The organism is Tabrizicola sp. T46 (assembly GCF_057219895.1).
Genome location: NZ_JBXVVV010000002.1, coordinates 285,312 through 311,409, shown reverse-complemented (window position 1 = coordinate 311,409; position 26,098 = coordinate 285,312). Strand labels below are relative to the sequence as shown.

Here is a 26,098-nt window from a genome sequence, read left to right as displayed (position 1 = left end):
GGCGGACATTCGGCGGGGGGATGATTGCAGGAAGGGCATCCGGGCGAAATGGGGCGAGCGGCGGAAAACCTTCACGGCGCATCACGACGCGGCGAGTGCCGGCGGTGCGCGAGGCCTTGCGCGGCCTACCCTCGCGTTGCGATAAGCCCCCATGCGTGAGCCTTTACCCATCGACGCCGCCCTGCCCGAGCTAGCCAAGGCGCTGTCCACGCGCGGGAAGGCCGCCTTGCAGGCGCCGCCGGGGGCGGGGAAGACAACGGTGGTGCCCTTGGACCTTCTGGAGCTGGGGATCGTTGACGGGCGGACCCTGATGCTGGAGCCGCGTCGCCTTGCCGCGCGGGCGGCGGCGGAACGGATGGCCGAGACGCTGGGCGAGCCGGTCGGCAAGACCGTCGGCTACCGGATCCGGGGCGAGGCGAAGGTTTCAAGCCAGACACGGATCGAGGTGGTGACGGAAGGCATCCTGACGCGGATGATCCAGTCCGACCCGGAGCTGACCGGCGTCGGGCTGGTGATCTTCGACGAATTCCATGAACGGAGCCTGAATGCCGATCTTGGCCTCGCGCTCTGCCTTGAGGTCCGGGGGGCGCTCCGGCCTGACCTGAAGCTTCTGGTGATGTCGGCGACACTGGACGCAGGGCCGGTGGCGGCTCTGATGGGGGATGCACCGATTGTCACTTCTGAAGGCCGCGCCTTTCCAGTCGAGACGCGCTGGCTGCCGCGTCCGCCGGACCCGTCGCTGCGGCTGGAGGCGGTAGTGGCCGGGGCGGTCCGGGCGGCGCTGGAGGAGACCGAGGGGGGCGTGCTCGTCTTTCTGCCGGGCGAAGGCGAAATCCGGCGGGTGGAGGGGATGTTGCGGGACCTTCCGGGGGTTGCGGTGCGGCCGCTTTACGGTGCGATGGAGTTCGCGGCGCAGCGGGCGGCGCTGGACCCGGCCGAGGGGCGGAAAGTGGTGCTGGCGACCTCCATTGCGGAGACCTCGCTGACGCTGCCGGATGTCCGGGTGGTGGTCGATGCGGGGCGCGCACGGCGGGCGCGGTTCGATCCGAATTCGGGGATGTCGCGGCTGGTCACCGAACGGGTGACGAAGGCTGAAGCCGAGCAGCGCCGGGGCCGCGCCGGGCGGGTGGCCGAGGGGGTGTGCTACCGGCTTTGGACGAAGGGCGAGGAAGGGGGGCTCGCGCCCTACCCGCCTGCCGAGATCGAGGTGGCGGACCTTGCCGGGCTGGCGCTGGAGCTGGCGCTTTGGGGTGGGGCGGACCTGCCCTTCCTGACGCCCCCGCCGCCCGGCCCTCTGGCCGAGGCGCGGGCGCTCTTGCAGGGGCTGGGGGCGCTGGACGAACGCGGCCACATCACGGCGCATGGCCGGGTGCTGGCGGGGCTGCCCTTGCATCCAAGGTTGGGTCACATGCTGGTGGTGGCCGGGCCGGAGGCAGCGACGCTGGCGGCGCTTCTGGCCGAGCGCGACCCGCTAAGGGGCGCGCCGCCGGACCTTGGCCTGCGGATGCAGGCGATCGCGCGACCGGGGGTAGAGGCGGACCGGGGGGTGGTGGAGCGGATCAGGCTGGAGGCGAAGCGGCTGGCGGCTGCGGTATCGGGTCAGGCAGGTTCATCCGAAGGTCATTCCCTCGCCGAGATGGCGGCACTCGCCTACCCGGACCGGATCGGCCTTCGCCGCAAGGGCGAGGCGCCGCGCTGGGTGCTGTCGGGTGGCAAGGGCGCTGCGATGGCAGCGGGGCTGCCCTTGTCCAGTGCGCGGCTAATCGTGGCGACCGACCTTGACGGCGACGCGCGGGAGGCGACGGTCCGGCAGGCGGTGGCGATCAGCGAAGCCGAAGTGCGACGGCTTTACGGCGACCGCATCGGTTGGGTCGAAGTCTGCGAGTGGTCCAAGCGTGAAGGGCGTGTGCTGGCGCGGCGGCAGGAGCGGCTGGGGGCGCTGGTGCTGGATGACCGGCATTGGGATGCTCCACCAGAAGCGGTGGCGCGGGCGGCGCTGGAGGGGCTGCGGGCACTGGGCCTGCCCTGGTCGCCCGCCGCGCGGCGGCTGCGGGCGCGGGCGCGTTTGGCGAGGGATGAGGACTGGCCGGGGGTGGAGGATGCGGACCTCATGGCCAGTGCCGAAGACTGGCTTCTGCCGCATCTGGCGGGGGTCAGGACGGAGGCCGACATAAGGTCCTTCGATCTGGTTCCCGCGTTGCAGGGCCTGATCGGCTGGGACCGCCTGGCCGAGATGGACCGGCTGGTGCCGGGAAGCTTCGAGACACCGCTGGGGCGGAAGATCCCCATCGACTATGACGGCGAGGTCCCGGCGATCGAGGTACGCCTGCAGGAGATGTTCGGCGTGACCGTCCACCCGGTGGTGGGCGCGGCACGGATGCCGGTCCGGGTGACGCTTCTGTCGCCCGCACAGCGCCCAGTACAGGTGACGACCGACCTGCCCCGGTTCTGGGCAACCTCTTACGCCGATGTGCGGAAGGACATGCGCGGCGCCTATCCCCGCCATCCCTGGCCCGAGGACCCGACCGTGGCCGAACCGACCCTGCGCGCCAAGCCGAGGGGGACATGAGCGACCTTTCCCACCTTGCCCTGCCGGGCGCCACATTCGCCGTCCGGGTGGCCCCCGCCGCGCGCCGCACGGGGCTGGAGATGGCAGCGGGGGTGATCAGGATCAGCGTGACCGCCGCGCCTGAAGACGGCAAGGCGACCGAGGCGGCGCGGGCGGCGCTCGCCAAGGCCCTGGGCGTGGCGAAGACGCAGTTGACGCTGGTCCGGGGGGCCACGTCGCGGGACAAGGTCTTCCGGCTGGAGGATCAGCCGGGGGCAACCCGCTCCAGCCGGTAGCTGCCTTCCGGCAGGTTCAGCGCCGCCGCAAGGTCACGGACCTGGCCCAGCGACAGGGTGATCCGCATCACCTCATCGGTGCGGGGATCGAGCTGGTCGATGACCACGCAATCCTCGAAGGCGCTGATTGTGACATCCTCGGTCAGCGGCAGATCCTCGCCCTCATCGACAAGGGTGATGACGGTGGAGTCGAATTCGTGCTCGATCGTGAACATGGGGCAAGGGTAGCGGGCCGGGGCCGGGGCGGCAACGGCTAAGTCATCGGCATCGCGCATGACGCTTGCGTGAGGCGGGCTTTTCCTTGGCGGCCGATTTGCTACCTTCGGCGGGCCAGACCGCGAGTCCCCGATGCGCCTTCCCGTGATTGCCATCCTGACACTGCTCCTCGGAGGCTGCGTGGCCACCTATCCGGCCCAAATGGCGCCGGTTCCGGTGGCGCCCGTGCCGGGGTCACCGCAGGCGCAGGCGATGACGTTCCTTCAGGTCGTGGCGGCAGTAGAGCCGGTGGCCGAGGATCGCTGCCGCCGGGAAGGTATTGTCCGGACCTGCGATTTCCGCATCGTCGTCGACGACCGGCCCGGCCAGCCGCCGAATGCCTTCCAGACGCTGGACCGTTACGGGCGGCCGGTCCTGGGCTTTACGCTAGCGCTGATCCAGGATGCGCGGAACCCCGACGAGCTGGCCTTCGTGATGGGGCATGAGGCGGCCCATCACATTGCCGGCCACATTCCGCGGCGCGAGGATCAGGCCATGGCCGGGGCGCTGGTCGCCGGCGTGCTGGCGCAGGCGGGCGGGCTTTCGCCCGAGGAGGTGCGTGCGGCGCAAAGCCTGGGGGCCGAGGTGGCGGCGCGCGGCTATTCGCGCGAGTTCGAGCTTGAGGCCGATGCCCTCGGGGCAGAGATCGCATGGACCGCAGGCTTCGATCCGGTCCGGGGGACCGGGTTCTTCGACCGCCTGCCCGATCCGGGCGACCGGTTCCTTGGCACCCACCCCCCGAACGCCGAGCGCAAGGCCACCGTCGCCGCCGCCGTGCGACGCATGCAGGGACTTTGATCTGGGTCAAGGCGCAAAGGCGCGACGCGCTGCAGCCTCTCAGGCAGACGGACCAGACGAAGGAGAGGGCCGGGCAATGATCGGATACCCGGATGCTTACAGGGCCTGGTGGCTGACCCGCGGCATGGCGCGGATCAGCGGGGTGAACCTGTCACATGCGGTGGTCGAGGGCTGGTTGCAGCGCGCCGAACTGGACCGGCTGGTCACGCGCTGTGCCGGGTGCCGGCAGGCGGCAAGCTGCGAGGGCTGGCTGGCGACGTCCGGCCCGGCGCGGTCGATGCCGGAGTTCTGCCCGAACAAGCCCGCCATCGAGGCGCTGGTCCACTGAAGCTTTCCCCGCATGAAGGCGGTGTCCATTCCCTCGGCCTTCATGCCCACCTCCGGTGCCTGACCTGCCTCCCGGGTCAGGTGCCGGTTTTTCTTTCGGGGGGTGCGGTTCCGGCCCGGTCGTGGCAGGATCGCCGGATGATCGTTCTTGAAGATGTGCTGCGCGACCGCGGGTCGCGCTATGCGGCCTCGGTCGGGCCGGTGCGGGACAAGGCGGGGATCGACGCCTTTCTTGCCGGTCTGCGGTCCCGCCGCAAGTTCGCCAGGGCCACCCACCACAGCTGGGCTGCCGTGCTGTCCGAAGGCGGGGCCATGAAGGGCGACGATGGCGAGGCCGGTGCGGGCGCGGTGATCCTGAAGATGCTGGAGCGCGAAGGGCTGGTCGACCATATCGTCGTCGTCACCCGCTGGTACGGCGGGGTGCATCTGGGGGGCGACCGCTTTGCCCATGTGGTGACCTGCACCCGGGCGGCGCTGGAGGCGGCGCGCGGGCCTCTCGACGGTCCCGGGCGGCCCGGTTAGGCTTTCCTGCAGACTACGGGGAGAAACGGGTATGCTGGAGATGCTGCGCGCCGAGGGACGGCGGCTGGCCAACACGGTGATCTGGTCCTGGGACGGCTGGCGCGCCGCCTGGGCCACGGAAAAGACGCTGCGGCAGTGGACACTGGCGAATGTCCTGTCGGCGGCGCTGGCCTTTTCCATCGACCTGACCCCGGCCGAACGCGGGCTGGTTCTTGCGCTGGGGCTTATGGTGCTGGCGGCGGAACTGATCAACACGGGGCTCGAGGAAGTGGTCGACCACCTGTCGCCCGGCCCCGACCCGCGGGCGAAGAAGGCAAAGGACTGCGGGTCGGCCTGCGTGGCGCTGACGGCGATCGCGGCGGGGGTCGCCTGGGTGGTGGTGCTGGTGGGCTAGCGGCGCTGGCGGCGCAGGTGCGCGCGGTATAGGATCGGGGCCGCCATGCGGGCGTAGAGGAAGGCGCTCAGCGGGCGGAACAGCGGCCAGCCGGTGGCGCGCGCCAGCCAACGCCAGCGCGGCATGGCGGACCAGAGGGCGCGGAAGGCGTCCAGACCCGACAGGACCCGGCCGTCCTGCCAGACATGCAGCTGCCGCGCGGCCTGGTCGGGGGTCAACCCCCAATCCTCGGCACGGTCAAGCGCGTCGAAACGGATCGGCAGGCCATCGGCCAAGGCGCGGCGGCGGTAGGCGTCGATCTCGAACCGGCAGACCGGGCAGGTTTCGTTGTAGAGGACGCGAGTTTCGATCATGCGCCGGATCTAGCGCGGCGGCCGGGCGGGATCAGGGGACAGGGTGCCGCAGACGGGGCGCGCGTTCAGGCAAGGCGGCCCCAGAGGTCGTAGTCCCCTGCTTCGTCAACCATGACCTTGACGATGTCGCCGGGAGCGAGGTGTTCGAAGCCTTCGTCGATGAAAAGGTTGCCGTCGATCTCCGGCGCGTCGGCCTTGGTGCGGCAGGTGGCGCCTTCGTGGTCGACCTCGTCCACGATGACGTCCAGCACTTTTCCTACCTTTGTAGCCAGTTTCGCGGCGGAAATGGCGTGGGCCTTTTGCATGAACCGATCATAGCGGTCCTGCTTCACCTCTGCGGGCACATGGTCAGGCAGCGCGTTCGACCGGGCACCGGCGACGTTCTCGTACTGAAAACAGCCGACGCGATCGAGCTGCGCCTCGTCCAGCCAGTCGAGGAGGGTCTGGAACTCGGCCTCGGTTTCGCCGGGGTAGCCGACGATGAAGGTCGACCGAAGCGTCAGGTCGGGGGCGACCGCGCGCCAGGCGGCGATTTCGTCCAGTGTCCGGGCCGCTGCCGCCGGGCGGGCCATGCGGCGCAATGTCTCGGGGTGGGCGTGCTGGAAGGGGATGTCGAGGTAGGGCAGCACCAGCCCTTCCGCCATCAGCGGGATCAGGTCGCGCACATGCGGATAGGGGTAGACGTAGTGCAGACGCACCCAGGCCCCCAGCTTGCCCATTTCGCGCGCAAGGTCAGTGATATGGGCGCGCACCTCGCCGCCCTTCCAGGGGGAGGTGTCATGCTTGCGGTCAACCCCGTACGCGGAGGTGTCCTGGCTGATGACCAGAAGCTCCTTCACCCCGGCTTCGACCAGCTTTTCAGCCTCGCGCAGGACGGCATGGGCCGGGCGGCTGACCAGTTTCCCGCGCATGTCGGGGATGATGCAGAACTTGCACTTGTGGTTACAGCCTTCGGAAATCTTCAGATAGCTGTAGTGCCGCGGGGTCAGGGAAACACCGCTGGCGGGCAGAAGGTCGATGAACGGGTCCGGCGCGGGCGGCACGGCACCGTGGACGGCATCAAGCACCGCTTCATACTGGTGGGGTCCGGTCACCGCCAGCACCTTCGGATGCGCGCCGGTGATGTAGTCGGGTTCGGCCCCAAGGCAGCCAGTGACGATCACCCGGCCGTTTTCGCGCAAGGCCTCGCCGATCGCGTCAAGGCTTTCTGCCTTGGCCGAGTCCAGAAAACCGCAGGTGTTCACGATCACCGCATCAGCACCCTGGTAGTCGGGCGAGATCGCATAACCTTCGGCCCGGAGGCGGGTGAGGATGCGTTCGCTGTCCACGAGCGCCTTGGGGCAGCCAAGGCTGACCATGCCGATGGTCGGCTGGCCCTCACGCCGCGTGTCGGGGACAAGGGCGCGGGCGAGGTCGGGGCGGAGGACAGGCGGGTTTTCGGACATGGGGCGCCCTATACCGTCAAGCCGCGCTTGTGGAAAGGGCAGAGACTTCCGGAAGACCCGGCCCCGGGCGCGCGGCTCTCGGCCATTTGATGCCGGGGGGGTGCACCCGGCTTGGCAATGGGCCGCCGACGGGCGTAGGCTGACGCCAAACCAAGAAAAAACCGGAGGCGAGCATGCGCTGGGTGATCCGTTTCGGGTTCGGGCTGGCTGTTCTGGTGCTGCTGGCGCTTGGGCTGCTGGCGCTGGTGCCGTCCGATCGGGTGGCGGCGGCAGTGTCGGCGCAGTTCGAAAGCCTGACCGGCCGGAAGATGGCCCTTGAGGGCGAGGTCAGGCCGCGGCTCTGGCCGACGCTGGGGGTGTCCACAGGGCCGGTCAGCATCGCCAATGCCGACTGGGCAGAGGGTGACGCCCCCCTCTTCCGCGCGGAAAGCCTGTCGGTCGACGTGAACCTTGCGGCCCTGTTCGGGGGCGAGGTGAAGATCACCGGCCTTTCCGCCACGGCGCCAGAGATCAACCTGGAACGGGCAGCGGACGGGCGCGGAAACTGGGTCTTCGGCGCGACGACAGAGTCCGGGGAGGCTGCGGTGCCGCCGCCGGCCACGGCCTTCACGCTGGACGAAGGGACGATCCGCGATGGCAATATCCGCTTTGTCGACGGGGCCTCGGGGCGGGTGATCGCGCTGGAAGGAGTGGAGGCGACGCTGTCGGTGCCCGACTTCTCGGGCCCCTTCCAGCTGACGGCGACGGGCCTTTCGGCGGGGCAGCCGGTGACACTGGACCTGCGGGGCGGGGTCTTTTCCGCCTTTGCGGCGGGACGGGTGGTGCCGCTGACGGCACGGCTGGTGGCCGGCGGATCGACGGTCGACTTCGACGGGCGGGGCGGGTTTTCCCCGCTTGCGGTCGAAGGTGCGCTTGCAGCCGAGTTGGCCGATCTGCCGGCGCTTGGAGCGCTGGCGGGGTTGCAGCTTCCGCAGCCCGGACCGGGGCTTGGGGCCGATCGGCTGGCGCTGTCGGGGCAGCTGACGCTGGACGGCAACGGCTCGGCCTTCCTGCGCGATGCCGAACTGGTGGCCGATACCAACCGGATCACCGGCGACCTTGACCTGCGGCCCGGCGAGGCGCGGCCGAAGCTTCTGGGCCAGTTGACGGCGGGTCCCCTGACCCTTGGCGCTACGGGCAGCGGTGGCGGGGCGGGCGGTGGGATGGAGGCCGACGGCTGGCCGACCGAGGTGATCGACGTCTCTGCGCTGGGGGCGATGGATGCCGAGCTTTCGCTGACCACGCCTTCGGTCGATCTTGGGGTCCTGCGGCTGGGCGATACGCGGGCGCTGGTCACAGTGGACCGTGCGCGGGCAGTGATCGACCTGCGGCAGGTCGCGGCCTATGGCGGCGCGATCAGCGGGGATTTCGTGGTAAACGGGCGCGGCGGGCTGTCGGTCGGCGGCAGGCTTGCGCTGGCGGGGCTGGAGACCGAGACCCTGCTGCGGGACCTTGTGGGCTGGGACCGGCTGGTTTCGACGGGCGATCTGGAGCTGGAGTTCCTGGGCGTCGGCAATTCCATCGCCGAGATCATGACCAGCCTTGAAGGCCAGGGCGCGGTGGAAATGGGCCAGGGTGAACTCCGTGGCCTCGACATCGCGGGGATGCTGCGGACGCTGGACCCGGGCTTTGTCGGCGAGGGGCAGAAGACGATCTTCGACGGGATGGCCGGCACCTTCACGGTCGCCGGTGGCGTGATGCAGAACAGCGACCTGAAGCTGGTGGCGCCCTATCTGACCGCAGCAGGATCGGGCGAGATCGGGCTGGGGAACCGCACGCTGAACTATCGCATCCGGCCCACCGCCCTAGCCGCCGAGGACGGGACGGGCGGGGTGATGGTGCCATTGCAGATCACCGGACCCTGGGCGGACCCGACCTTCCGGCTGGATCTCGAAAGCATCGCGCGCGAGAAGATGGAAGCCGAGGCCAAGGCGGCGGAAGAACGGCTGAAGGCCGAGGCGCAGGAGGCCGAGGCCCGCGCAAAGGCCGAACTGGAGGAACGCCTGCAGGAAGAACTGGGGATCGAGGTCGCCCCGGGGGAGTCGCTGGGCGACGCGGCCCAGCGCGGTCTGGAAGAGGCGCTGGAGGAAGAGGCCATCAAGGCGCTGGAGGATATCCTTGGGGGGAACTGACCGCCCGCGCTAGCGCAGCGCCGAGAGAAGATTGGCGTGATCGTCGGTCCAGAGCGGAAAGTCCTGTGCGACCGGCGTGATCCAGTCCGGATCTTCGGCGAATGCGCCGAGGTCCGCCTCGCTGCGGGCAAGGATCATCACGGATGATGGCACGTCATAGGGTGCGTCGGTCACGTCGTCGGCGGTCCGGTTGCGATGGCGCGCTGCGAGGCCAAGATCTTCGGCGGCGCGGGCAAGCGGCAGCGACAGGTCGTAGTACCGGTTCGAGATGTGGAAGACGACCACACCACCTGGGTTGATGCGGTCGAGGTAAAGCTGCAGCGCCTCAAGCGTGGTCAGATGCACGGGCACGGCGTCGGAACTGTAGGCGTCGATCACCAGCACGTCGAACCCAAGCGCGGCCTGCTGGTCAAGAACGATCCGCGCGTCGCCGAGATGAACCTGCGGGTCCGGGGCGCAGTCCGACATGTAGGTAAACAGCTTCGGGTCCAGCGCGATCTCGAGGACCTTGCGGTCGATCTCGTAGAAATGCCAGTCCTCGCCCGGACGGGCATAGCAGGCCATCGCCCCGATCCCCAGCCCGACGATGCCGATGCTTCGGGCTCCGTCATCCTGCCGCGCGACCAGCACTTCGGCCAGCGCCCCGTCAGGGTGATAGTAGGAGATCGGCCGCGGGCGGGTGTCGTAATCCGACAGGCGCTGACCGCCGTGCACGGTCGTCCCGTTGATATAGGCGCGCACCGTGTCGATGTCCCGCACGACATGGAGGCCGAAGAAGCTTCGGTCGGTCAGGATCAGGTTCTGCGCCCCGGTGAGGAAAGCGGGAAGAAGCAGGGAGAGGGCGAGCGCTCCGGGACCGATGCCGTGACGCCGCATCACCAGCGCGCAGGGAATGAAGAAGGCCAGCGCCAGCAACAGGCGCGTCTTGACGGAAAGGTCGGCAAGCCCGGGCAGAAGGCCGGAGAGGACTGCAATGGCTGCAAGCGCAAGCCCTAGCGCGACGGCAACCTGGACAGCGGGCCGGGCCATTCCCCCGGTACGGATCAGAAGAAGGGCCAGCAGACCCACGGTGATCGGAAGCTCGACCACGCGATCGAAGGCGAGCGGAGCAATGATCGAGTTGAAAAGGCCGCCCAAAGCCCCGCCGACCGACATGGTGACATAGAAGAGCGTCAGGTGGCGCGTTCCCGGCCTTGCATCGTAAAGCAGCCGGTGCGCCAGAAGGCTGGCGACGAAGAAGGCGACGACAAGCAGAGAGAACTCGGCCAGAGTTTCGCCGGAGAAGGTGCAGAAGTAGATCAGGACAGCGAGGGCCAGCGGAAAGACAAGCCGCAGCCGGTCGGCGGTCAGCGGACTGCTCGTCGAGAAGACAAGCACGAAGGTAAGAAGATAAAGCGCGAGCGGGACGACCCAGATCAGGGGGAAAGACCCGATGTCGGTGCTGATCTTCGTGGTCACGCAAAGCATCAGCGATGACGGCAGGAAGGCCAGGAAGGCCCAGCGCGCCAGGGTCAGGATCGACACGGGCCCGTCTGTCACGGTCTCTGCTGTGATCCGGACCTCTGCGGCCCCGCCGCGGCTTGCCGCCAGTCCGCAAAGCGCGATGAGCGGGACAAGTACGAGGAAACCGATGGACCAGCCGATCGAGATTTTCGACACCCCGAAAAGCGGTTCGGCCACCAGCGGAAAGCCCAGGAGCGCGACGAAGGACCCAAGGTTGCTGGCAGCGTAAAGGAAATAGGGGTCCGAGGCACCGGAGGCCCCGGTCCGACCGAACCAGGACTGGATCAGCGGGGCATTGGCCGACAGGACGGCAAAGGGCAGCCCGACGCCCAGCACATAAAGCCACAGGGTCTGCGTCACGACCGGGCGCGCGGCGTCGTAGGTCCAGTCCTGCGGCACGGCGAGCGGCAGGAACAGAAGCGCCAGGGCCAGAAGGCCGACATGCAGGAAAAGCTGGGTCCGGGGCGCCAGATGTCGGCTGCTGACATGGGCATAGACATAGCCCAGAAGCAGGACCGCCTGGAAGAAGAGCATGGCCGTGGTCCAGACGGCAGGCGCACCGCCGATCTGCGGCAGGATCATGCGGGTATAGAGCGGCTGAACGAAGAACAGCAGAAGTGCGCTGAGCAGGATCGTCAGCGTGAAAAGCGGAACGAGGGACGACGATGAGCTTAGCGTGCCGACGCGCGCAACCTGCATGTTTCCCCCGTTATTGACCCGGCCTTGGCAACAAAGCCCGAGATAACGGCGAAACTAGGCCGATTTCTGGAAAAAGCTTGGCCGGCAAAGGCGAGAGGCCCCTGCCTTGTCGGCTTACCGGCGGCGGTCGCGTCGGGCGCTCATCGGCTGGAACGCGACGCCGACATGGGCCTCACAATAGGGTTTGCCGGGCAGGCTCGGAAGGCCGCAGAACCAGAAATCGTCGGTCGCCGGGTCGCCGATCGGCCACTTGCAGGTCCGTTCGGTCAGTTCCATGAGCGTGAGCTTCCGCGCGCGCTTTTCCACCTCGCGGACCGAGGCCAGCGCTTCGGGGCTGATCTCGTTCAGGCTGGGCTGGGGCGGCAGGGGCTGGCCGGCCGGGATGATCGGCTTGCGGACGGGAAGCTGGGTGACGTTCGACGCCGGGGCGGCCGCGGCAGCCGCCGGGGCAGCGGGACGCGCCGCCTCGGGCCGGGGGGCCGGATCGGGACGGGCGGCGGGTTCAGGCCGTGCCGCATGCGTGGTCTGGGGCGCGGCAGCGGGAGACTCGTCCTCGTCATCCTTGCCGCCGGCGCGGTTGGAGAGGCCAAGGCGATGCACCTTGCCGATCACCGCGTTGCGGGTGACCCCGCCGAGTTCCTTGGCGATCTGGCTGGCCGACTGGCCTTCTCCCCACATGCGCTTGAGCGTCTCGACCCTCTCGTCGGTCCAGGACATGTTCTTCTCCGCTTTCGGGGCCTCGTGCGGACATTCTAGCCGCGACGGCACCGGATACAAGCCATAGGGCAGAAGATCAAGCGCAGGCGCGGACGGGTCAGGTGTCCGGAGCGCATGCAGAGGGCGACTCGTCCCATTCGTACATCACGACCCCAGTGGTCTCCTCGCCGCCCGTCGCGGCATAGGCAGCGCGCGCCGCGGTGTTGTCCGCTTCGGTCAGCACCCAGGTGACCATGCAGCCGCGCGCGCGTCCTTCGGCCCTGAGGGCTGCCAGCAGCGCCCGGGCAATCCCGCGGCGCCGGGCGTCTTCGTTCACGCCGAGTTCCTGCACGAAAAGGTTCCGCGGCTTGTCGGGGTGGTCAAGGACCGTTCCGCTGGCAAAGCCGACGACACGGCCCTCCATCCACGCAAGACACAGGATGTTGCGGGGGTCTTCCGCACCAAGCAGGCCAAGGAAACGTGCGGTGGCGGCTGCGTCCGCTGGATGGTCAAAGACATCGGCGGCCAGCACGTCGGCCGCATCAGCGGGCCGCGCAAGATGGATCGTCCAGTCCGGCACCGGGCACCTCCCTTGGGTCACAGGACCGGGCCACAGCTTGCCAGCCGTCTGCCCGGCCCCCTATGCTGCCAGCGATCGAGGAGATCGCCAATGCCCCTTTCCCTCTACCCGAACCAGGACCTTACCGTCGGACCCGACGGCTGGACCCGCTGGAACGCGGCCCCGAACCGGCGGCAGGGGTTTCACAACCTCCACCGCATTGCCCGCTATGCCCAAAGCTTCCGTGCGGCGCAGGTGCTTGACCTTGCCTTCGAGGCCGACCTTTCCATCGCCGCGCGCGATGACGTGCGGCGGTTGACCCAGCTTCCCTGGTTTTCGGCGATGGCGGTGACCGAGGGCAACCGGCTGATCCATGAGGCCTATGCCCCCGACTTCGGACCCGACCGGCCGCATTCGATCATGTCGATCTCGAAGATGGCAGTGAACCTGATGATCGGGCGGCTCTGGGAGGACGGGCGCCTTGGGCTGGACGAGACGGTGGGCGAGATCCTGCCCTGGATCGGGCCGGGCTATCACGGGTCGACCCTCCGCGACGTCCTCAACATGAACGTCCGCAACGCCTATGACGAGGATTACAGCAATCCCGAGACCACCGCCTTCCTGCACGAAGCAGCAACGGGCGGGCGGCTGCCCGAAGGACCGGAGCAGGACAACAAGACGTTCCTCGCCACGATCGGCCTTGCCGCGGGAGCCAAGGACACCGCGAACGCGACCGGGCTTTGCCTCTACAAAAGTGCCAATACCGATGTCCTTGCCGCCGTGGTCGAGGCACGGGGCGGACGTGCGCTGACCCTTTGGCTCGCCGACCTCGCCGATGCCGCGGGGGTCGAGGGTGCCCTGCACATGACCACCGACCGGACCGGGTTCCCCAGCTTCAGCGGCGGTATCTGCCTGACCGCCCGCGACCTTTGCCGCTATGGCGCGCTTTTCGCCCGGGGCGGGCTTGGGGTTGACGGCAGCCCCTTCGGCTCCCCGGCCTTCCTCCAGCAGACACTGACCGGGGGCGTCCCGATGCCCGCCCCGCGCAGCCATCTGCGCTATTCCTTCCAGACGAATACCGATGGCACCTGGCTGGGCCACGGCGGCTATGGCGGGCAGTATCTGGTCGCGAACCCCCGGACAGGGCGCGTCGCCTGCTTCCTCTCGGTCCTGCAGAACCGCGAAGGTTATGCCTCGGACTACTACCCGCCGATCATCGCCATGCTGGCCGAGATCTGTGCGGAAGGCGGCGCGGCCTAATCCGGCAGGCGGATCGCCCGGGCCTCGGTCAGCTTGAGGATGGGAAAGGCCGCGCGGCGGCGGGCGAGGTCAAGACCCGGGAAAAGCCGGTCGATTTCGCGGCGCTGCGCGTCGTCCAGGGCCTGAAGGCCGCTCTCGCCGGGGTGGAAGCTTTCCGAAAGCGCGCCGTCCGACACGATGATCTCGTGCCGGTCGAAGAGAAGATGGACATAGGTCACGCCGTCCGCAGGCAGGACCTGGCGGATGGTGCGGCCATTGATCATCGCCTTGGCCGGGATCAGCACCTGATCCTCGGCGAAATAGACCTGCGCGCGCCAGTCGTTCAGCAGCATCCGGTGCTGCGGCGACACGCGCAGGGGGCGGAGGTTGCCGATCGTGCCCACGGCGAACTCCACGGGCTGGAGGTCGGGGAACGACAGCATCTCCGCCACCGGGACATGCCGGTGCCCGATCCAGCGCAGGGTCTGCGAGCCGTTGCCGAGCGTGGTGACCAGATCACCGGAGTTGAGGTCATCAATTGGGCGGGGGCCATCGGGCGTGTCGACCAGCGTGCCGGAGGTGAAGCAGAACGCGACCTGCCGCGATCCCGCCACGGGGCCCACGGCAAGCGGCGTGTCAAGGCTGCGAAGATGCGCGCCGGGGTCTTCCGCCGGGTCCGTCGCGGCAACCTGGGTGACCCGGTAGGTCACGCCTTCGCGCAGGGGCGCGTTGGCAAGCAGGCCGACCGGCACGCCCTCGACCCGCAGGACCTCGCAGGCCAGCTGGTGGCCGTCTTCGCCTTCCAGGTCCAGGCGGAAGGCAAGATCGACCGCCTGCCCCTCCACCCCGATGCCGCTGCCGGACGCGATGCGGAAGGTGTTGCCCTCAACGGTGACGACGACCTGGGCCAGGACGGGCGCGGCAAGCCGAAGCCGTGCCTCGGGGCTTGCGACCAGGTGCGGGACGCCGTCCCCTGCCGCGCCGGTCACGACCAGCGCGTCAAAGCCATAGATGCCCAGCCTGTAGGTCGCCATCCCTGCCCCGGCGCGATCCCTGGCGGATGAATGCACCCGCCGCCCGTCCCCTGAAGACCGCCTCTGCCACACCCGCCAGCTTTCGGGAAGTCTTGTCAAAGGGGAATCGACCGCTGCCCTGGCGAAGGCCGCCGTTCCCGGCCCGTCGCGGCCTGACGGCGCCTGATGAAGACGGCGCAAAGCGGGCCTTGCAAAGCCGCCACGGACATTGCAGTTTGTCGCCATGCAAGCCGGACCGCATCACGCGACTTCCCAGACCCGACGCCGATAAGGCGCCTCGGGCCCTTTGGCCTGCCTTCTCTCCTGCCTTGCGTTGACACTGGGCCCCGCCTTTGGCACCCATGGGCCTTCATTTCCAGGACCAGCCCGATGATCCCTTCCGTCCTTCCGACCTACAACCGCGCGCCCCTTGCCTTCGTCAGCGGCACCGGCAGTTGGCTTCTGGCCGAGGACGGGCGGCGATACCTCGACCTGGGCGGGGGCATCGCGGTCAACGCGCTTGGCCATGCCCATCCCGCGCTGGTGGCCACCCTGACCGAACAGGCGGGCAAGCTCTGGCACGTCTCTAACGTCTACCGTATCCCCGAGCAGGAGCGGCTGGCCGATCTTTTGGTGGAACGCACCTTCGCCGACACGGTCTTCTTCACCAACTCGGGCACCGAGGCGGCAGAGCTCGCGATCAAGATGGCGCGCAAGTTCCATTACGAGAACGGCCAGCCCGAGCGCACCGAGATCATCGCCTTCGAGGGCGCCTTCCATGGCCGCTCCACCGGCGCGATCGCGGCGGCGGGATCGGAAAAGATGGTCAAGGGCTACGGCCCCCTGATGCCGGGCTTCACCCATCTGAAATGGGCCGATCACGACGCAATCAGGGCCGCGATCACCGACAAGACCTGCGCCGTGATGATCGAGCCGATCCAGGGCGAAGGCGGCATCCGGGTGGTGCCGGACCAGTGCCTGAAGGGCCTCCGCGACCTCTGCGATACGACCGGCACGCTGCTGATCTTCGACGAGGTGCAATGCGGCATGGGTCGCACGGGCCGGCTTTTCGCGCATGAATGGGCCGGGGTCACGCCGGACATCATGATGGTCGCGAAAGGCATCGGCGGGGGCTTCCCGCTGGGCGCGGTACTCGCCACCGAACGCGCGGCGCTTGGCATGACGGCGGGCAGTCACGGGTCGACCTACGGCGGCAACCCGCTCGGCTGCGCCGTGGGCGCGAAGGTGACCGAGATCGTCTCGGACCCTGCCTTCCTGGCCGAAGTCGCCCGCAAGGGGGCCAAGTTCCGGCAAGGCCTTGAAAGCCTTGTCGCCCGCCATCCCACGGTCTTCGAGGCCGTCCGGGGCGAAGGGCTGATGCTGGGCCTGAAGTGCAAGCCCGCCCCGACCGAGGTGGTGAAGGCCGGCTACGCGGCAGGCGTCCTGACTGTGGCGGCCGCCGACAATGTCCTCCGCCTCCTGCCGGCGCTCAACATCCCGGACGAAGACCTTGCCGAGGCGCTCACTCGCCTCGATCAGGCCGCCGCCGATCTGGAAAAGGCCGCCTGAACATTCTTCGTCCCCAAATATCCCACGGGGGTCCGGGGGTGTGAAACCCCCGGCCAACGGTTCAAGAAGCGAAACGCAATGAAACACTTCCTCGACATCCACAAGACCGCCCCCGCTGACCTTCGGGCGATGATAGACAGCGCCCAGTCCATGAAGATCGCGAGGAACGGGCGACCGAAAGGGTCGCCCGATGACGAGCAGCCCCTGAAAGGGCACATGGTCGCGCTGATCTTCGAGAAACCCTCGACCCGCACCCGCGTGTCGTTCGACGTCGGTGTCCGCCAGATGGGTGGCGAGACGATGGTGCTGTCGGGCAAGGAAATGCAGCTCGGCCACGGCGAGACCATCGCCGACACTGCGCGCGTCCTGTCGCGCTATGTCGACCTGATCATGATCCGCACCTTTGAGGAGGCGACGCTCCTTGAGATGGCCGAACACGCGACCGTCCCAGTGATCAACGGCCTGACAAACCGCACCCATCCCTGCCAGATCATGGCCGACGTGATGACCTATGAGGAACACCGCGGCCCGATCCGGGGCCGCAAGGTGGTCTGGTGCGGCGACGGGAACAACGTCTGTGCGAGCTTCCTGCATGCCGCCGGGCAGTTTGGCTTCGACTTCACCTTCACCGGGCCGGAAACGCTCGACCCCGAAGACAAGTTCGTCGCCTTCGCCCGCGAGAAGGGGTCGAAAGTCACCATCCAGCGCGATCCCTTCACTGCAGTCGAAGGCGCCGACCTCGTGGTCACCGACACCTGGGTTTCGATGCACGACCCGGAGTCGGCCAAGGAACGCCGGCACAACCAGCTGCGGCCCTACCAGGTGAACGAGGCGCTGATGAGCCGGGCGAAACCCGACAGCCTTTTCATGCACTGCCTGCCCGCCCACCGGAACGACGAGGCGACGAGCGCCGTGATGGATGGCCCGCATTCGGTGATCTTCGACGAGGCCGAGAACCGCCTCCACGCCCAGAAGGCCGTGATGCGCTGGTGCCTCGGGGTCTGACCTTCGGACTTCCCTCCTCGTGCGCTTTCGTCTTCTCGTCGGCGGCGAGGAGCGACGAAGTCGACGACGAGTATTTCCGCGCAGGGCGCGCCATGACTGTGACCACAGTGGTCAAAATCGGATAACTCAACGATTCCGGCTACTTGCCGTTTTCTGGTAACGTGGTCTTAACTCTTTGCCGGTCAGGCCGGCTGCGCCGCCGGTCCCTCGCGGCGCAGGTTGTCGGCGTCGGCGACGCGGGCTGCCAGCAGCGCCACCACCACGAGGAGGAGCGAGAGCCCAGCGTAGGTCGGGCGGAAGCCGAAATGCTCGGCCACCCAGCCGATCGAGGCAGGGGCGACGAGGATGCCGCAATAGCCCACCATCGTCACGGTCGAGATCGCGACTGCCGAAGGGATGCCGTGCCGGTTCCCGGCGGCCGAGAACATGATCGGCACCATGTTCGCCACGCCAAGGCCGGCGATGGCGAAACTGACGATCGCCACCCAGTCATAGGGCGCAAGCGCCCCGCCCATCAGCCCTGCCGCCCCGATCAGGCCCGAGACGCGAAGGGTCCGGACCGCGCCAAACCGGTTCCGCACTCCGTCGCCGGCAAAGCGCATCACCGCCATGGCCCCGGCGAAGAAGGCGAAGGCGAGGCCGGAGCGGAAGACATCCGAGCCGAGTTCCTTCTGCAGGTAGATCGCCGCCCAGTCGAGCACGGCCCCTTCCGGCACCATCGAGAAGAAGGCCATGAAGCCCAGCAGCCAGAGGCCCGCGTCGCGGGGCAAAAGGTGCGTGCGGGGTGATGCTTCCGCCGAGGGTGCTGTGGGCACGGTCGGCAGAAGGAACGGCATTGCGCCGAAGACGAGCGCAGCTGTCACCCCGGCGGTGATCAGCGACTGCACCTCGGACCCCAGATGGGCGATGATGAAGCTGCCGACCGAGCCGCCGAAGAAGCCGCCAAGGCTCCAGAACCCGTGGGACGATGACATGATCGCGCGGTGGAGCCGCCGCTCGACCTCGACCGCCTGGGCATTCATCGCCACGTCCATGCAGCCCGCCATCGCGCCGAAAACCGCCATGAAAAAAGCCAGCGTCGGGATCGAGGGCGAAAAGACCACCGCAGGCAGGGCCGGGATCAGCGCGAGCGAGAAGAGCGACAGCACAAGCCGGCCACCGAAGCGGGCGATCAGGCGTCCGGCAAAGAGCATGGAGCCGACAGCACCAAGGCCGAGGACAAGGATCAGCAGGCCAAGCGTGCCTTCGGTGATGTCGTGGCGGGGCAGGAGGAGCGGGATCTGCGGCGCCCAGGCGCCCATGACAAAGCCGTTTGCCATGAACATCGCCGCCACGGCCCAGCGAGCGCGAATTGCCTGACTGTCCTGCATTGCCGTCATCCCTCATGTCGTTAGCGCTCTCATTAGGCCTGCGGGGAGGCGGGCGAAAGGGCAAAGGGGTCACATCGGGTTTCAATCCTGTAAGGCTTCCCTGGTGTCGAGGGCAGATTTGCCGCGAAGAAGACTGCCAGAAACTCCTGGCCTTAGCTGGCGTTCGGCACCGGGGCTGGCTAGCCTGCGGGAAAAGACCGGAGGACCGCCCGATGACAACCGCTTTCTATTCGGATGAGCGCTGCTTTTGGCATGGCGGCGGCAACTATGCCTTTACCCTGCCGGTCGGCGGGCTAGTGCAGCCGATGCCGGCTGGCCTGCCGGAGAACCCCGAGACGAAGCGGCGGCTGAGGAACCTGATCGAAGTGACCCGCCTGTCGCGCCACCTGTCGATGCGCGGGGCGGATGCGGCCAGCGAGGCGGACCTGCGGCGGGTTCATCCGGAAAGCTACCTCTCGGCCTTCAAGGCGATGTCGGACGCGGGCGGGGGCGAACTGGGGCTGCGCACCCCGTTTGGCCGGGGCGGATACGAAATCGCGGCCCTATCGGCGGGGCTGGCGACGGCGGCGCTGCGGGCGGTCCTGAAGGGTGAGATGGCGAATGCCTATGCCCTCTCGCGCCCGCCGGGGCATCATTGCACGGCGGACTGGCCGAACGGCTTTTGCCTGATGAACAACATCGCCATTGCGATCCGGGCGGTGCAGGCCGAAGGGCTGGCGCGCCGGGTCGCCGTGGTCGACTGGGACGTGCACCACGGTAACGGCACCGAGGCGATCTTCTGGGAAGACCCGGAGGTCCTGACGATCAGCCTCCACCAGGAGCGGAACTATCCCCTCGACACCGGCGGGGTCGAGGCGCGGGGCGGGGGCGCAGGGCTTGGCTTCAACCTCAACCTCCCCCTCCCCCCCGGCTGTGGCGAGGTGGCTTATATGCACGCGATGGAGCGGGTGGTCCTGCCCGCGCTGGACCGCTTCCGCCCCGAAGTCATCATCGTCGCCTGCGGTTTCGACGCGGCGGCGGTCGATCCCCTGGGCCGGATGCTCCTGACCGCCGAAAGCTTCCGGCGGATGACGCGGCAGCTCATGCAGGCGGCGGCTGCCCTCTGCGGCGGCAAGCTCGTCCTTGTCCACGAGGGCGGGTATTCCGAGGTTTATGTCCCCTTCTGCGGCCATGCGGTGCTGGAGGAATTGTCGGGCGCCCCGGTGCAGGCCGCCGACCCCTTGACCCCGGTGCTGGAGAAGCGCCAGCCCGATGCCCGGTTCGACGCCTTTGCGAAGGGCTGGATCGACGAGGCGGCCGGGGCGCTTGGCCTCTGACCGCCTCGGTCCCCGCTGGCCTTCCTAACCTTCCGGCGCTGGCGGGACGTCGGCCGGGGCCATCTCGTCGAAAGGCCAGACGATCGGGCTGGTCTGGTTGACGAGTTTCGCCTTGTCGCGGGCCGAGAGCCTGGGGAAGAAGGTCAGCCCGGTCCGCGCCTCGATCTCCGGGAGGGTGGTGAGCGGCGCGGTCTCTGGCTTTGTCGAGGGGTGGTCCTGCGGCACCATGAGCGCGAGGATGTTGATGTTGTCCGGGTCGTCGTAGGGAAAGCGTTCCGGGTCGGCGACGATCAGGAACAGGGCCTCGGGCACCGGGACCAGCTTGCCGTTCCGCCTTCGGATGACGGGCGGATCGGCGGCGAAGACCGGGCCGGTCAGCACCCAGACATGCTTGCGCTTCGGCGCATAGGCCCGGACGATGCCGTGTTCGAGGTTCTTCCAGATGTTCCGGTTCATCCGGCTGGCCTGCGGCACGATGTTCGACATCAGGAAGGTCTCGAACTGTGCCACCCGCCCGAACTGGGTGTTGATGGCGAAATTCGGCACCAGATGGCCCTTGTCGTAGCTTTGCCCGTTCAGCCGGGCAAAGCCTGCGGTGCCGATCTTCCAGTCATCAGGCAGGCGCGGATCGTCGTAGAAGAACTCGGGTCGTTCGAAGTCGAGGTCGCGTACCGCCGCGGCCACCTGGTAGGCCGCCCAGAGCGCCTGCCCCCGGTCGGGGCAGAACCCGAGCGCGTAGCCGTGGTTCACGATGATGCTGACGGAATGGTTGGTCGGCGCGTTTAGGGGCGCACCGAAAAGGCAGAAGAACTCGAGGAAATGCGCGATGGGAAGCGAGGCGGGGAGCAGGGTCGAATTGTCGGACATGCGAAACTCCGTGCTGAAAAGGGAAAATGAACAGAGGTGAGGTTAGCATTTTCCGGGCGCGCTGTCAGGCGACCCGCACTGGCGGGCGGTGCGGGATGCCACTATGGTGGCCCTCGCCAGATCACACGCGACGTCCGCCAAATCAGGATCCCATGCCCGCCCGCAACGATGCCGCCCTTGCCTTCCTTTCTGCCCGCCGCTCGCGCCCGGCGAAACTTTTCAGCCATCCGGTGCCGGACCGGCCGCAGGTGATGGAGATCCTTGCCGCCGCGACGCGGGTGCCGGATCATGGGAAGCTGGAACCCTGGCGGCTGATCGTGGTGCAGGGAGCTGCTTTCGCGCGGCTGGCCGATCTTGCCGAGGCGCGGGCGCGCGAGCTTGGCGGCGATGCCGAGATGGTCGCCAAGGGGCGCGGGCAGTATGACGCGGGCAAGCTTGCGGTGGTCGTGATCGCCTCGCCGAAGCCCTCGCCGAAAATTCCGGGCGTCGAGCAGCTGATGTCGGCGGCGGCCCTGTGCCTCGGGATCGTCAACGCGGCCGAGGCGGCGGGCTGGGGGGCCTGCTGGCTGACGGGATGGGCCGCGCATGACCCGGTCTTCGCCGCCCGGGCCTTCGGCTGTCAGGGGGATGAGACGGTGGCCGGGATCGTCCATATCGCCACCCCGCATGAGGACGGACCGGACCGTGCGCGTCCCGACCTCGCGCGCATCGTCAGCTGGATGGACGCGTGATCTTCGGGGCGTTCTTCCGCGCCCTTGGGCAGCTCGGCGACCGGCGCTTTCGCCGGGTGGTGTTTCTGGGCGCGCTTCTGGCGCTGGCGCTTCTGGGCGCGGTCTATGCCGCGTTCCTGCATCTGGTCTGGTGGCTGGCGCCGGAAAGCTTCGATCTGCCGTTCGTCGGACCGGTGACTGGGGTCGAGACGCTGCTCGGCTGGGCCTCTCTCGCGCTGATGATCGGGCTGTCGGTCTTCCTGATGGTGCCGGTCGCCTCGGCCTTCACCGGGCTGTTCCTCGAAGATGTCGTCGATGCGGTCGAGGACCGCCATTATCCGGGCCTTGCGCCCGCTGTGCAGCAGGGCTGGGGCGAGGCGATGGTGCAGTCGGCCAACTTCTTCGGCCTGGTCATCGCGGTCAACGCGCTGGCGTTTGTGGTCTATCTCTTTGCCGGGCCGGCGGGGCCGCTGGTCTTCTGGGCGGTGAACGGGTTTCTCCTCGGGCGCGAGTATTTCACCATGGTCGCGCAGCGCCGTCTGCCGAAGGCCGAGGTTGTCCGCCTGCGCAGGGCAAACAGGGGCAAGCTCTGGCTTGCCGGGACACTGATGGCGGCGCCGCTGTCGATCCCGCTGGTCAACCTGCTGGTGCCGGTCCTAGGCGTCGCGACCTTCACCCACATCTTCCACCGCCTTGCGGCGGCGCGCTAGGGTCAGCCGTCCAGCCGCCCCATCACGTCGATGTCGGCGATGGTGATCCAGCCCGACAGGATCACCCCGCAGATCAGCGCCCAGATCAGCGTTGCCCAGAGCGTCGCAACCTTGGCGAGACGCCCGACAACCTCTTCCGCCGGGGCGCCGGGGGGCGTGCCGGGGACGACATCGCCCCGGTCCGACTGGGGAACGGTGCGCAGCTGGATCACGACCAGGAAGGTCAGGAACCAGGTGACGGAATAGACGACGAGGGCCGAGGTGATGGTCATGCCTGCTCCAGTTCCACAAGGCAGCCGTTGAAATCCTTCGGGTGAAGGAACAGGACCGGCTTGCCATGAGCCCCGATCTTCGGCTCGCCCGAGCCGAGGACGCGCGCGCCCGTCGCCTTCAGATGGTCACGCGCGGCCAGAATGTCATCCACCTCGTAGCAGATGTGATGAATGCCGCCGGAGGGGTTCTTTTCCAGGAACCCCGCGATGGGCGAGGCCTCGCCCAGGGGATGCAGAAGCTCGATCTTGGTATTGGGCAGCTCGATGAAAATCACGGTGACACCGTGGTCGGGTTCGGGCTGGGGCGCGCCGACCCTGGCGCCAAGGGCGTGGCGGTATTGGGCGGCCGCCGCTTCGAGGTCCGGCACGGCGATGGCGACGTGGTTCAGGCGACCGATCATGGAAATCCCCCGCGGATGAGCGTCGGAGAGGCTTATGCGGGCGTTGCGCGCAGGGCGCAAGGGTCAGGCCGTCGCAGCATCATTTACCTGCCATTTACCGGGCCGGTAGCAAGGTTGGGGCCAGACCGAAGGAATCACCGCCCCATGCCCTTCCCTCCTGACGGCCCCGGCTTTCCGGCAGCCAATGCCGCCCCTTCCCTGCCCCTGCGCGGCGTCACCGTCCTTGTGGTCGAAGACAGCCGTGTCACCTGCGATGCGCTGCGTCTGATCTTCCAGCGCACCGGGGCAAGGCTGCGCCGCGCCGAAACCCTTGCCACGGCGCGACGCCACCTGGATGCCTACCGCCCCGACGTGGTGATCGTCGATCTGGGCCTGCCCGACGGCAGGGGTGAGGCGCTGATCGCGCTTGCAGCGGCTGACGGACTGCCCGTCCTCGCGCTCAGCGGCGACCCCGATGGCCGCGCAGCGGCGATGGATGCCGGCGCGATCGCCTTTGTCGAAAAGCCGATCCCTTCCGTCGCTGCCTTCCTGCGGCTGATCCGCCAGCTGGTGGCCGGCGTCGGCCCCGAACCCACGGGGCAGGAAGTCGCAGCACCCCCGGCCGATCCCCTGGCCCTGCGCGACGACCTCGCCTTCGCGGCGGCGCTGGTCCTTGGGCCGGACACGGACTATGCGACCGGCTTTGTCCGCAGCCTCGCCCGCGCCGCCGGGGACCGGGATCTTGAGGCGGCAGCACTTGAGGCGGGGTCGGAGGCGGGCCGCGCGGCATTGTCCGCCCTTCTGACTGCACGTCTGTCGGCAATCTCTCCGGTCGGGTGAGGCAGGGGGGGCGACAGACCGGCCCTATTCGTCCGGATCGGCGTCCTTTTCTGCAGGGTCCGTTGCGTCCTGCTCCGTTTCGTCCCCTTCAGGTCCGGCCGGGCCTTCGATACGTGAAAGATCGAACCCGCAGTCTGCGGCGGCGGTGGCCAGGGCGTCTTGCATCGGGGCAAAGGCGGGGTGCGACGGCCCCAGATCGCGGAGCTGCCAGTAATCCTCGACACAGTCGAACAGCTGGTGGCTGCCGTCGCCGTAACGGATGATCCGGTAGCGCCCTTTGCGGACCGAGGCGTTGCCTTTGTAGAAGGACGGGATCACCCGATCCGGGTCATGCGCCCCGGAAAGGTAGGGGCGCAGCGACCGCCCGTGCCGGCGAACCGGAGGCTGGACGCCGGCGTAATCGAGGACCGTCGGGCCAAGATCGATCAGGCCGACCGGGTCGTCGATCACGCGGCCCACCGGGTCGGTGGGATCGAAGATGATGAAGGGGACATGCAGCGACTGCTCCCAGAGCGTCGTCTTGCGGAAGAGGTTGCGGTTCCCAAGGTGGAAGCCGTGGTCCGACACCACGATCACCACGGTATTCGCCGCATGGCGCGAGGCGGCAAGCGCGTCGAGCACCCGACCAAGGTGGTGATCCCCGTGGCTGTAGGCGGAATAGTAGTTCCGCACCGACCGCTGCCAGAACCCGTCCGAGCGGAACTTCTGAAACTCGGGGAAGGCGGTCGTCGCATAGGCGTTGTCGGTCAGGTAGCCGGTCCAGTCCGCCGGTTTCTGCAGCCTGTCGGGCTTGTACATCCGCTTGAACCGGATCGGGGTGATATGCGGGACATGCGGGCTGAAGAACCCGACTTCGCGGTAGAACGGACGGTCACCGTCGTAGGTTTCCAGGAACCGGATCGCCGAGGTCGCCGACTTCGCGTCGTGGAAATGGTCGTCATACTCGCCATCCGGCGTCCCGACCCCCCGGCGGAAGCCGCCCATCTTGCGCGAGCGGCGCTTCAGTTCCTCGGGGATGCCCATGTCATCGCCAAAGGCCTTGCGACGGTCCGAGTAAAGCGCGCGGTGCTGCACCGGGATCAGCGGCTTGTAGCGGTGGTGGAGCTTGCCGCCCGACGAACAGAAGACCCCGGCTTCCTTCAGCTGGTGGCTGAACCCCGTCTCTGGCGGAACCTTGTCGAAGACGAAGGTGGAGTTGTCGAGGATCCCAAGCTCCGGGGGCATCATCGTCGTCATCATGCTGGCCCGCGACGGTCCGCAGACCGGCGCCTGGGCATAGGCGCTGTGAAAGGCGGCGGAGACGGCGCAAAGCCGGTCCAAGTTCGGCGTCTGCAACGGGGCGCCGAAGGCGGTCCGGTAGGGCCAGGGCGCGACCGCGTCGTCAAAGCTGATGAGAAGGATGTTCTTGCGGGTCATCGTTCGGACGCAAGGCCGCCCGGACAGGGGGCTGTGGGGCTGCAGCGGGGTGGACCGAAGGCCGGCGCCAAGGTCAGCCTGCCCCGTTCAGCGCGGGATCGTCGGCGGCACGGACAAGGCGCGTCAGGTCCGACAGCCGTTCCCGCTGGCGTCCCTTGGCGTCGAAGTTCGCAGGCGCCAGCCAGACCCGGTAGGCTTCGGCCAGCGCTGGCCATTCGTCCGAGATGACCGAGAACCAGGCCGAGTCGCGGTTGCGGCCCTTGATGACCATGTGATTGCGGAAGATGCCCTCATAGCTGAACCCCAGCCGCTGAGCGGCCCGGCGCGAGGGTAGGTTTAGCGCGTTGCACTTCCATTCATAGCGCCGGTAGCCCGCGCGGAAGGCCCAGTCCATCATCAGGAACATCGCCTCGGTCATCGCGGCCCCGCGCTGCATCCGGGGGGCGATGCAGATGTGCCCGACCTCGATCGACCCGGCCTCGGGCGCGATGCGCAGGTAGCTGGCGATGCCGCCCACCTGCCCGGTCGCCTGATCGCGCAGGACGTAGAAGCGCGGGTCCTCGCCCGCCTCACGCTCACGCGCCCAGCGGTGATAGGCAGAGGCCGAGGCGAAGGGGCCGTAGGGCATGTAGTCCCACAAGGCGTCATGCCCGGTGAAAGCGGCATGGAGATCGAAGGCATGGCGGTCGGCTTCCAGCGGTTCCAACCGCACAAGGCGTCCGGCCAGCACGTCCCGCGAGGGGCGCGGCGGCGGCGTCCATCCTGGCAGGGCCTTCCCCAGGCTAACGTCGCTCATCCCTCACCCCCCTGACACGCCGGCAAGGC

The 26,098-nt window shown here is 68.1% G+C and carries 27 protein-coding genes; 14 read left to right on the top strand and 13 right to left on the bottom strand.

Annotated features, from left to right (window positions below; genetic code table 11):
- The first annotated feature begins 151 nt into the window (after positions 1-151).
- Together hrpB and AC2D9V_RS09035 are read left to right on the top strand one after the other, a co-directional pair.
- Positions 152-2,569, top strand: a complete 2,418-nt coding sequence (hrpB, locus tag AC2D9V_RS09040) for an ATP-dependent helicase HrpB (protein WP_484713740.1) — start codon at positions 152-154, stop codon at positions 2,567-2,569.
- A complete protein-coding gene (locus AC2D9V_RS09035; protein WP_484713739.1) occupies positions 2,566-2,844 on the top strand; it encodes a DUF167 domain-containing protein in 279 nt (92 codons plus the stop codon). The genes hrpB and AC2D9V_RS09035 overlap by 4 nt, the downstream gene beginning before the upstream one ends.
- Here AC2D9V_RS09035 and AC2D9V_RS09030 read toward each other — a convergent pair.
- Entirely contained in the window at positions 2,814-3,059 is a 246-nt protein-coding gene (locus AC2D9V_RS09030; protein WP_484713738.1) for a hypothetical protein, read from the bottom strand. The two genes, AC2D9V_RS09035 and AC2D9V_RS09030, sit on opposite strands and share 31 nt — an antisense overlap.
- Before the next feature lie 133 nt (positions 3,060-3,192).
- On the opposite strand from AC2D9V_RS09030, the gene AC2D9V_RS09025 reads away from it, so the two are divergent.
- From AC2D9V_RS09025 to AC2D9V_RS09010, 4 genes are all read left to right on the top strand, one after another.
- Positions 3,193-3,897, top strand: coding sequence for a M48 family metallopeptidase (locus AC2D9V_RS09025; protein WP_484713737.1), 705 nt, complete (start codon positions 3,193-3,195; stop codon positions 3,895-3,897).
- A gap of 76 nt (positions 3,898-3,973) precedes the next feature.
- Complete coding sequence (locus AC2D9V_RS09020) at positions 3,974-4,225, top strand: DUF6455 family protein (RefSeq protein ID WP_484713736.1); 252 nt, start codon at positions 3,974-3,976, stop codon at positions 4,223-4,225.
- A 137-nt stretch (positions 4,226-4,362) separates the two neighbouring features.
- The gene (locus AC2D9V_RS09015) at positions 4,363-4,746 is read left to right on the top strand and encodes a YigZ family protein (RefSeq protein WP_484713735.1); all 384 of its coding nucleotides are present in this window, start codon (positions 4,363-4,365) and stop codon (positions 4,744-4,746) included.
- A 31-nt stretch (positions 4,747-4,777) separates the two neighbouring features.
- On the top strand, positions 4,778-5,140 hold the full coding sequence (locus tag AC2D9V_RS09010; RefSeq protein WP_484713734.1) for a diacylglycerol kinase: 363 nt from the start codon (positions 4,778-4,780) through the stop codon (positions 5,138-5,140).
- Here the strand turns inward: AC2D9V_RS09010 and AC2D9V_RS09005 are convergent.
- Complete coding sequence (locus tag AC2D9V_RS09005) at positions 5,137-5,493, bottom strand: thiol-disulfide oxidoreductase DCC family protein (protein ID WP_484713733.1); 357 nt, start codon at positions 5,491-5,493, stop codon at positions 5,137-5,139. The genes AC2D9V_RS09010 and AC2D9V_RS09005 overlap by 4 nt on opposite strands.
- Before the next feature lie 65 nt (positions 5,494-5,558).
- A complete protein-coding gene (gene rimO / locus AC2D9V_RS09000; RefSeq protein WP_484713732.1) occupies positions 5,559-6,938 on the bottom strand; it encodes a 30S ribosomal protein S12 methylthiotransferase RimO in 1,380 nt (459 codons plus the stop codon).
- A gap of 173 nt (positions 6,939-7,111) precedes the next feature.
- On the opposite strand from rimO, the gene AC2D9V_RS08995 reads away from it, so the two are divergent.
- Positions 7,112-9,109 carry an AsmA family protein gene (locus tag AC2D9V_RS08995; protein WP_484713731.1) on the top strand — a complete coding sequence of 666 codons (1,998 nt, stop codon included), beginning with the start codon at positions 7,112-7,114 and terminating at the stop codon, positions 9,107-9,109.
- A gap of 9 nt (positions 9,110-9,118) precedes the next feature.
- On the opposite strand, the gene AC2D9V_RS08990 is transcribed toward AC2D9V_RS08995, so the two are convergent.
- The 3 genes from AC2D9V_RS08990 to AC2D9V_RS08980 form a co-directional block, all read right to left on the bottom strand.
- Positions 9,119-11,311 (bottom strand): spermidine synthase, encoded by a 2,193-nt coding sequence (locus AC2D9V_RS08990; protein WP_484713730.1) that lies wholly within the window; start codon positions 11,309-11,311, stop codon positions 9,119-9,121.
- A 114-nt stretch (positions 11,312-11,425) separates the two neighbouring features.
- Positions 11,426-12,028: a GcrA family cell cycle regulator gene (locus tag AC2D9V_RS08985; protein ID WP_484713729.1), complete on the bottom strand. Its 603-nt coding sequence runs from the start codon at positions 12,026-12,028 to the stop codon at positions 11,426-11,428.
- 97 nt (positions 12,029-12,125) lie between these two features.
- Positions 12,126-12,587, bottom strand: a complete 462-nt coding sequence (locus AC2D9V_RS08980; RefSeq protein WP_484713728.1) for a GNAT family N-acetyltransferase — start codon at positions 12,585-12,587, stop codon at positions 12,126-12,128.
- Between the two features lie 90 nt (positions 12,588-12,677).
- On the opposite strand from AC2D9V_RS08980, the gene AC2D9V_RS08975 reads away from it, so the two are divergent.
- Positions 12,678-13,826, top strand: coding sequence for a serine hydrolase domain-containing protein (locus tag AC2D9V_RS08975; RefSeq protein ID WP_484713727.1), 1,149 nt, complete (start codon positions 12,678-12,680; stop codon positions 13,824-13,826).
- Here the strand turns inward: AC2D9V_RS08975 and AC2D9V_RS08970 are convergent.
- Positions 13,823-14,839 carry a Hint domain-containing protein gene (locus tag AC2D9V_RS08970; protein WP_484713726.1) on the bottom strand — a complete coding sequence of 339 codons (1,017 nt, stop codon included), beginning with the start codon at positions 14,837-14,839 and terminating at the stop codon, positions 13,823-13,825. The genes AC2D9V_RS08975 and AC2D9V_RS08970 overlap by 4 nt on opposite strands.
- 369 nt (positions 14,840-15,208) lie before the next feature.
- On the opposite strand from AC2D9V_RS08970, the gene AC2D9V_RS08965 reads away from it, so the two are divergent.
- Positions 15,209-16,387 carry an acetylornithine transaminase gene (locus tag AC2D9V_RS08965; RefSeq protein ID WP_484713725.1) on the top strand — a complete coding sequence of 393 codons (1,179 nt, stop codon included), beginning with the start codon at positions 15,209-15,211 and terminating at the stop codon, positions 16,385-16,387.
- 78 nt (positions 16,388-16,465) lie between these two features.
- Positions 16,466-17,392 carry an ornithine carbamoyltransferase gene (gene argF, locus AC2D9V_RS08960; protein ID WP_484713724.1) on the top strand — a complete coding sequence of 309 codons (927 nt, stop codon included), beginning with the start codon at positions 16,466-16,468 and terminating at the stop codon, positions 17,390-17,392.
- A 182-nt stretch (positions 17,393-17,574) separates the two neighbouring features.
- On the opposite strand, the gene AC2D9V_RS08955 is transcribed toward argF, so the two are convergent.
- Positions 17,575-18,762, bottom strand: a complete 1,188-nt coding sequence (locus AC2D9V_RS08955; RefSeq protein WP_484713723.1) for an MFS transporter — start codon at positions 18,760-18,762, stop codon at positions 17,575-17,577.
- A gap of 212 nt (positions 18,763-18,974) precedes the next feature.
- On the opposite strand from AC2D9V_RS08955, the gene AC2D9V_RS08950 reads away from it, so the two are divergent.
- Positions 18,975-20,078, top strand: coding sequence for a class II histone deacetylase (locus AC2D9V_RS08950; protein ID WP_484713722.1), 1,104 nt, complete (start codon positions 18,975-18,977; stop codon positions 20,076-20,078).
- 24 nt (positions 20,079-20,102) lie between these two features.
- On the opposite strand, the gene AC2D9V_RS08945 is transcribed toward AC2D9V_RS08950, so the two are convergent.
- Positions 20,103-20,945 carry a DNA/RNA non-specific endonuclease gene (locus tag AC2D9V_RS08945; RefSeq protein ID WP_484713721.1) on the bottom strand — a complete coding sequence of 281 codons (843 nt, stop codon included), beginning with the start codon at positions 20,943-20,945 and terminating at the stop codon, positions 20,103-20,105.
- 152 nt (positions 20,946-21,097) lie between these two features.
- Between AC2D9V_RS08945 and AC2D9V_RS08940 the strand changes: the two genes are divergently transcribed.
- Positions 21,098-21,676, top strand: a complete 579-nt coding sequence (locus tag AC2D9V_RS08940; RefSeq protein WP_484713720.1) for a nitroreductase family protein — start codon at positions 21,098-21,100, stop codon at positions 21,674-21,676.
- The gene (locus AC2D9V_RS08935; RefSeq protein ID WP_484714475.1) at positions 21,676-22,365 is read left to right on the top strand and encodes an EI24 domain-containing protein; all 690 of its coding nucleotides are present in this window, start codon (positions 21,676-21,678) and stop codon (positions 22,363-22,365) included. Before AC2D9V_RS08940 ends, AC2D9V_RS08935 begins: the two co-directional genes overlap by 1 nt.
- 2 nt (positions 22,366-22,367) lie before the next feature.
- Here AC2D9V_RS08935 and AC2D9V_RS08930 read toward each other — a convergent pair whose 3' ends face one another.
- Both AC2D9V_RS08930 and mce read right to left on the bottom strand, forming a co-directional pair.
- Entirely contained in the window at positions 22,368-22,637 is a 270-nt protein-coding gene (locus AC2D9V_RS08930) for a DUF1467 family protein (protein ID WP_484713719.1), read from the bottom strand.
- Positions 22,634-23,038: a methylmalonyl-CoA epimerase gene (gene mce / locus AC2D9V_RS08925; RefSeq protein WP_484713718.1), complete on the bottom strand. Its 405-nt coding sequence runs from the start codon at positions 23,036-23,038 to the stop codon at positions 22,634-22,636. Before mce ends, AC2D9V_RS08930 begins: the two co-directional genes overlap by 4 nt.
- A gap of 144 nt (positions 23,039-23,182) precedes the next feature.
- Between mce and AC2D9V_RS08920 the strand changes: the two genes are divergently transcribed.
- A complete protein-coding gene (locus tag AC2D9V_RS08920) occupies positions 23,183-23,857 on the top strand; it encodes a response regulator (protein WP_484713717.1) in 675 nt (224 codons plus the stop codon).
- A 24-nt stretch (positions 23,858-23,881) separates the two neighbouring features.
- On the opposite strand, the gene AC2D9V_RS08915 is transcribed toward AC2D9V_RS08920, so the two are convergent.
- Together AC2D9V_RS08915 and AC2D9V_RS08910 are read right to left on the bottom strand one after the other, a co-directional pair.
- Entirely contained in the window at positions 23,882-25,273 is a 1,392-nt protein-coding gene (locus tag AC2D9V_RS08915) for a sulfatase-like hydrolase/transferase (RefSeq protein WP_484713716.1), read from the bottom strand.
- Positions 25,274-25,346: 73 nt separating this feature from the next.
- Positions 25,347-26,069 (bottom strand): GNAT family N-acetyltransferase, encoded by a 723-nt coding sequence (locus AC2D9V_RS08910; protein WP_484713715.1) that lies wholly within the window; start codon positions 26,067-26,069, stop codon positions 25,347-25,349.
- Positions 26,070-26,098 lie beyond the last annotated feature (29 nt).

Coding starts and splice junctions, on each gene's coding strand:
- AC2D9V_RS08955 (WP_484713723.1), bottom strand. CDS start 18,762: ATGCAGGACAGTCAGGCAATTCGCGCTCGCTGGGCCGTGGCGGCGATG.
- AC2D9V_RS09010 (WP_484713734.1), top strand. CDS start 4,778: ATGCTGGAGATGCTGCGCGCCGAGGGACGGCGGCTGGCCAACACGGTG.
- AC2D9V_RS08915 (WP_484713716.1), bottom strand. CDS start 25,273: ATGACCCGCAAGAACATCCTTCTCATCAGCTTTGACGACGCGGTCGCG.
- AC2D9V_RS09030 (WP_484713738.1), bottom strand. CDS start 3,059: ATGTTCACGATCGAGCACGAATTCGACTCCACCGTCATCACCCTTGTC.
- AC2D9V_RS08910 (WP_484713715.1), bottom strand. CDS start 26,069: ATGAGCGACGTTAGCCTGGGGAAGGCCCTGCCAGGATGGACGCCGCCG.
- AC2D9V_RS09020 (WP_484713736.1), top strand. CDS start 3,974: ATGATCGGATACCCGGATGCTTACAGGGCCTGGTGGCTGACCCGCGGC.
- AC2D9V_RS08930 (WP_484713719.1), bottom strand. CDS start 22,637: ATGACCATCACCTCGGCCCTCGTCGTCTATTCCGTCACCTGGTTCCTG.
- argF (WP_484713724.1), top strand. CDS start 16,466: ATGAAACACTTCCTCGACATCCACAAGACCGCCCCCGCTGACCTTCGG.
- AC2D9V_RS08985 (WP_484713729.1), bottom strand. CDS start 12,028: ATGTCCTGGACCGACGAGAGGGTCGAGACGCTCAAGCGCATGTGGGGA.
- AC2D9V_RS08970 (WP_484713726.1), bottom strand. CDS start 14,839: ATGGCGACCTACAGGCTGGGCATCTATGGCTTTGACGCGCTGGTCGTG.
- rimO (WP_484713732.1), bottom strand. CDS start 6,938: ATGTCCGAAAACCCGCCTGTCCTCCGCCCCGACCTCGCCCGCGCCCTT.
- mce (WP_484713718.1), bottom strand. CDS start 23,038: ATGATCGGTCGCCTGAACCACGTCGCCATCGCCGTGCCGGACCTCGAA.
- AC2D9V_RS08995 (WP_484713731.1), top strand. CDS start 7,112: ATGCGCTGGGTGATCCGTTTCGGGTTCGGGCTGGCTGTTCTGGTGCTG.
- hrpB (WP_484713740.1), top strand. CDS start 152: ATGCGTGAGCCTTTACCCATCGACGCCGCCCTGCCCGAGCTAGCCAAG.
- AC2D9V_RS08950 (WP_484713722.1), top strand. CDS start 18,975: ATGACAACCGCTTTCTATTCGGATGAGCGCTGCTTTTGGCATGGCGGC.
- AC2D9V_RS08940 (WP_484713720.1), top strand. CDS start 21,098: ATGCCCGCCCGCAACGATGCCGCCCTTGCCTTCCTTTCTGCCCGCCGC.
- AC2D9V_RS09025 (WP_484713737.1), top strand. CDS start 3,193: ATGCGCCTTCCCGTGATTGCCATCCTGACACTGCTCCTCGGAGGCTGC.
- AC2D9V_RS08975 (WP_484713727.1), top strand. CDS start 12,678: ATGCCCCTTTCCCTCTACCCGAACCAGGACCTTACCGTCGGACCCGAC.
- AC2D9V_RS09035 (WP_484713739.1), top strand. CDS start 2,566: ATGAGCGACCTTTCCCACCTTGCCCTGCCGGGCGCCACATTCGCCGTC.
- AC2D9V_RS08920 (WP_484713717.1), top strand. CDS start 23,183: ATGCCCTTCCCTCCTGACGGCCCCGGCTTTCCGGCAGCCAATGCCGCC.
- AC2D9V_RS08990 (WP_484713730.1), bottom strand. CDS start 11,311: ATGCAGGTTGCGCGCGTCGGCACGCTAAGCTCATCGTCGTCCCTCGTT.
- AC2D9V_RS08945 (WP_484713721.1), bottom strand. CDS start 20,945: ATGTCCGACAATTCGACCCTGCTCCCCGCCTCGCTTCCCATCGCGCAT.
- AC2D9V_RS09015 (WP_484713735.1), top strand. CDS start 4,363: ATGATCGTTCTTGAAGATGTGCTGCGCGACCGCGGGTCGCGCTATGCG.
- AC2D9V_RS09005 (WP_484713733.1), bottom strand. CDS start 5,493: ATGATCGAAACTCGCGTCCTCTACAACGAAACCTGCCCGGTCTGCCGG.
- AC2D9V_RS08965 (WP_484713725.1), top strand. CDS start 15,209: ATGATCCCTTCCGTCCTTCCGACCTACAACCGCGCGCCCCTTGCCTTC.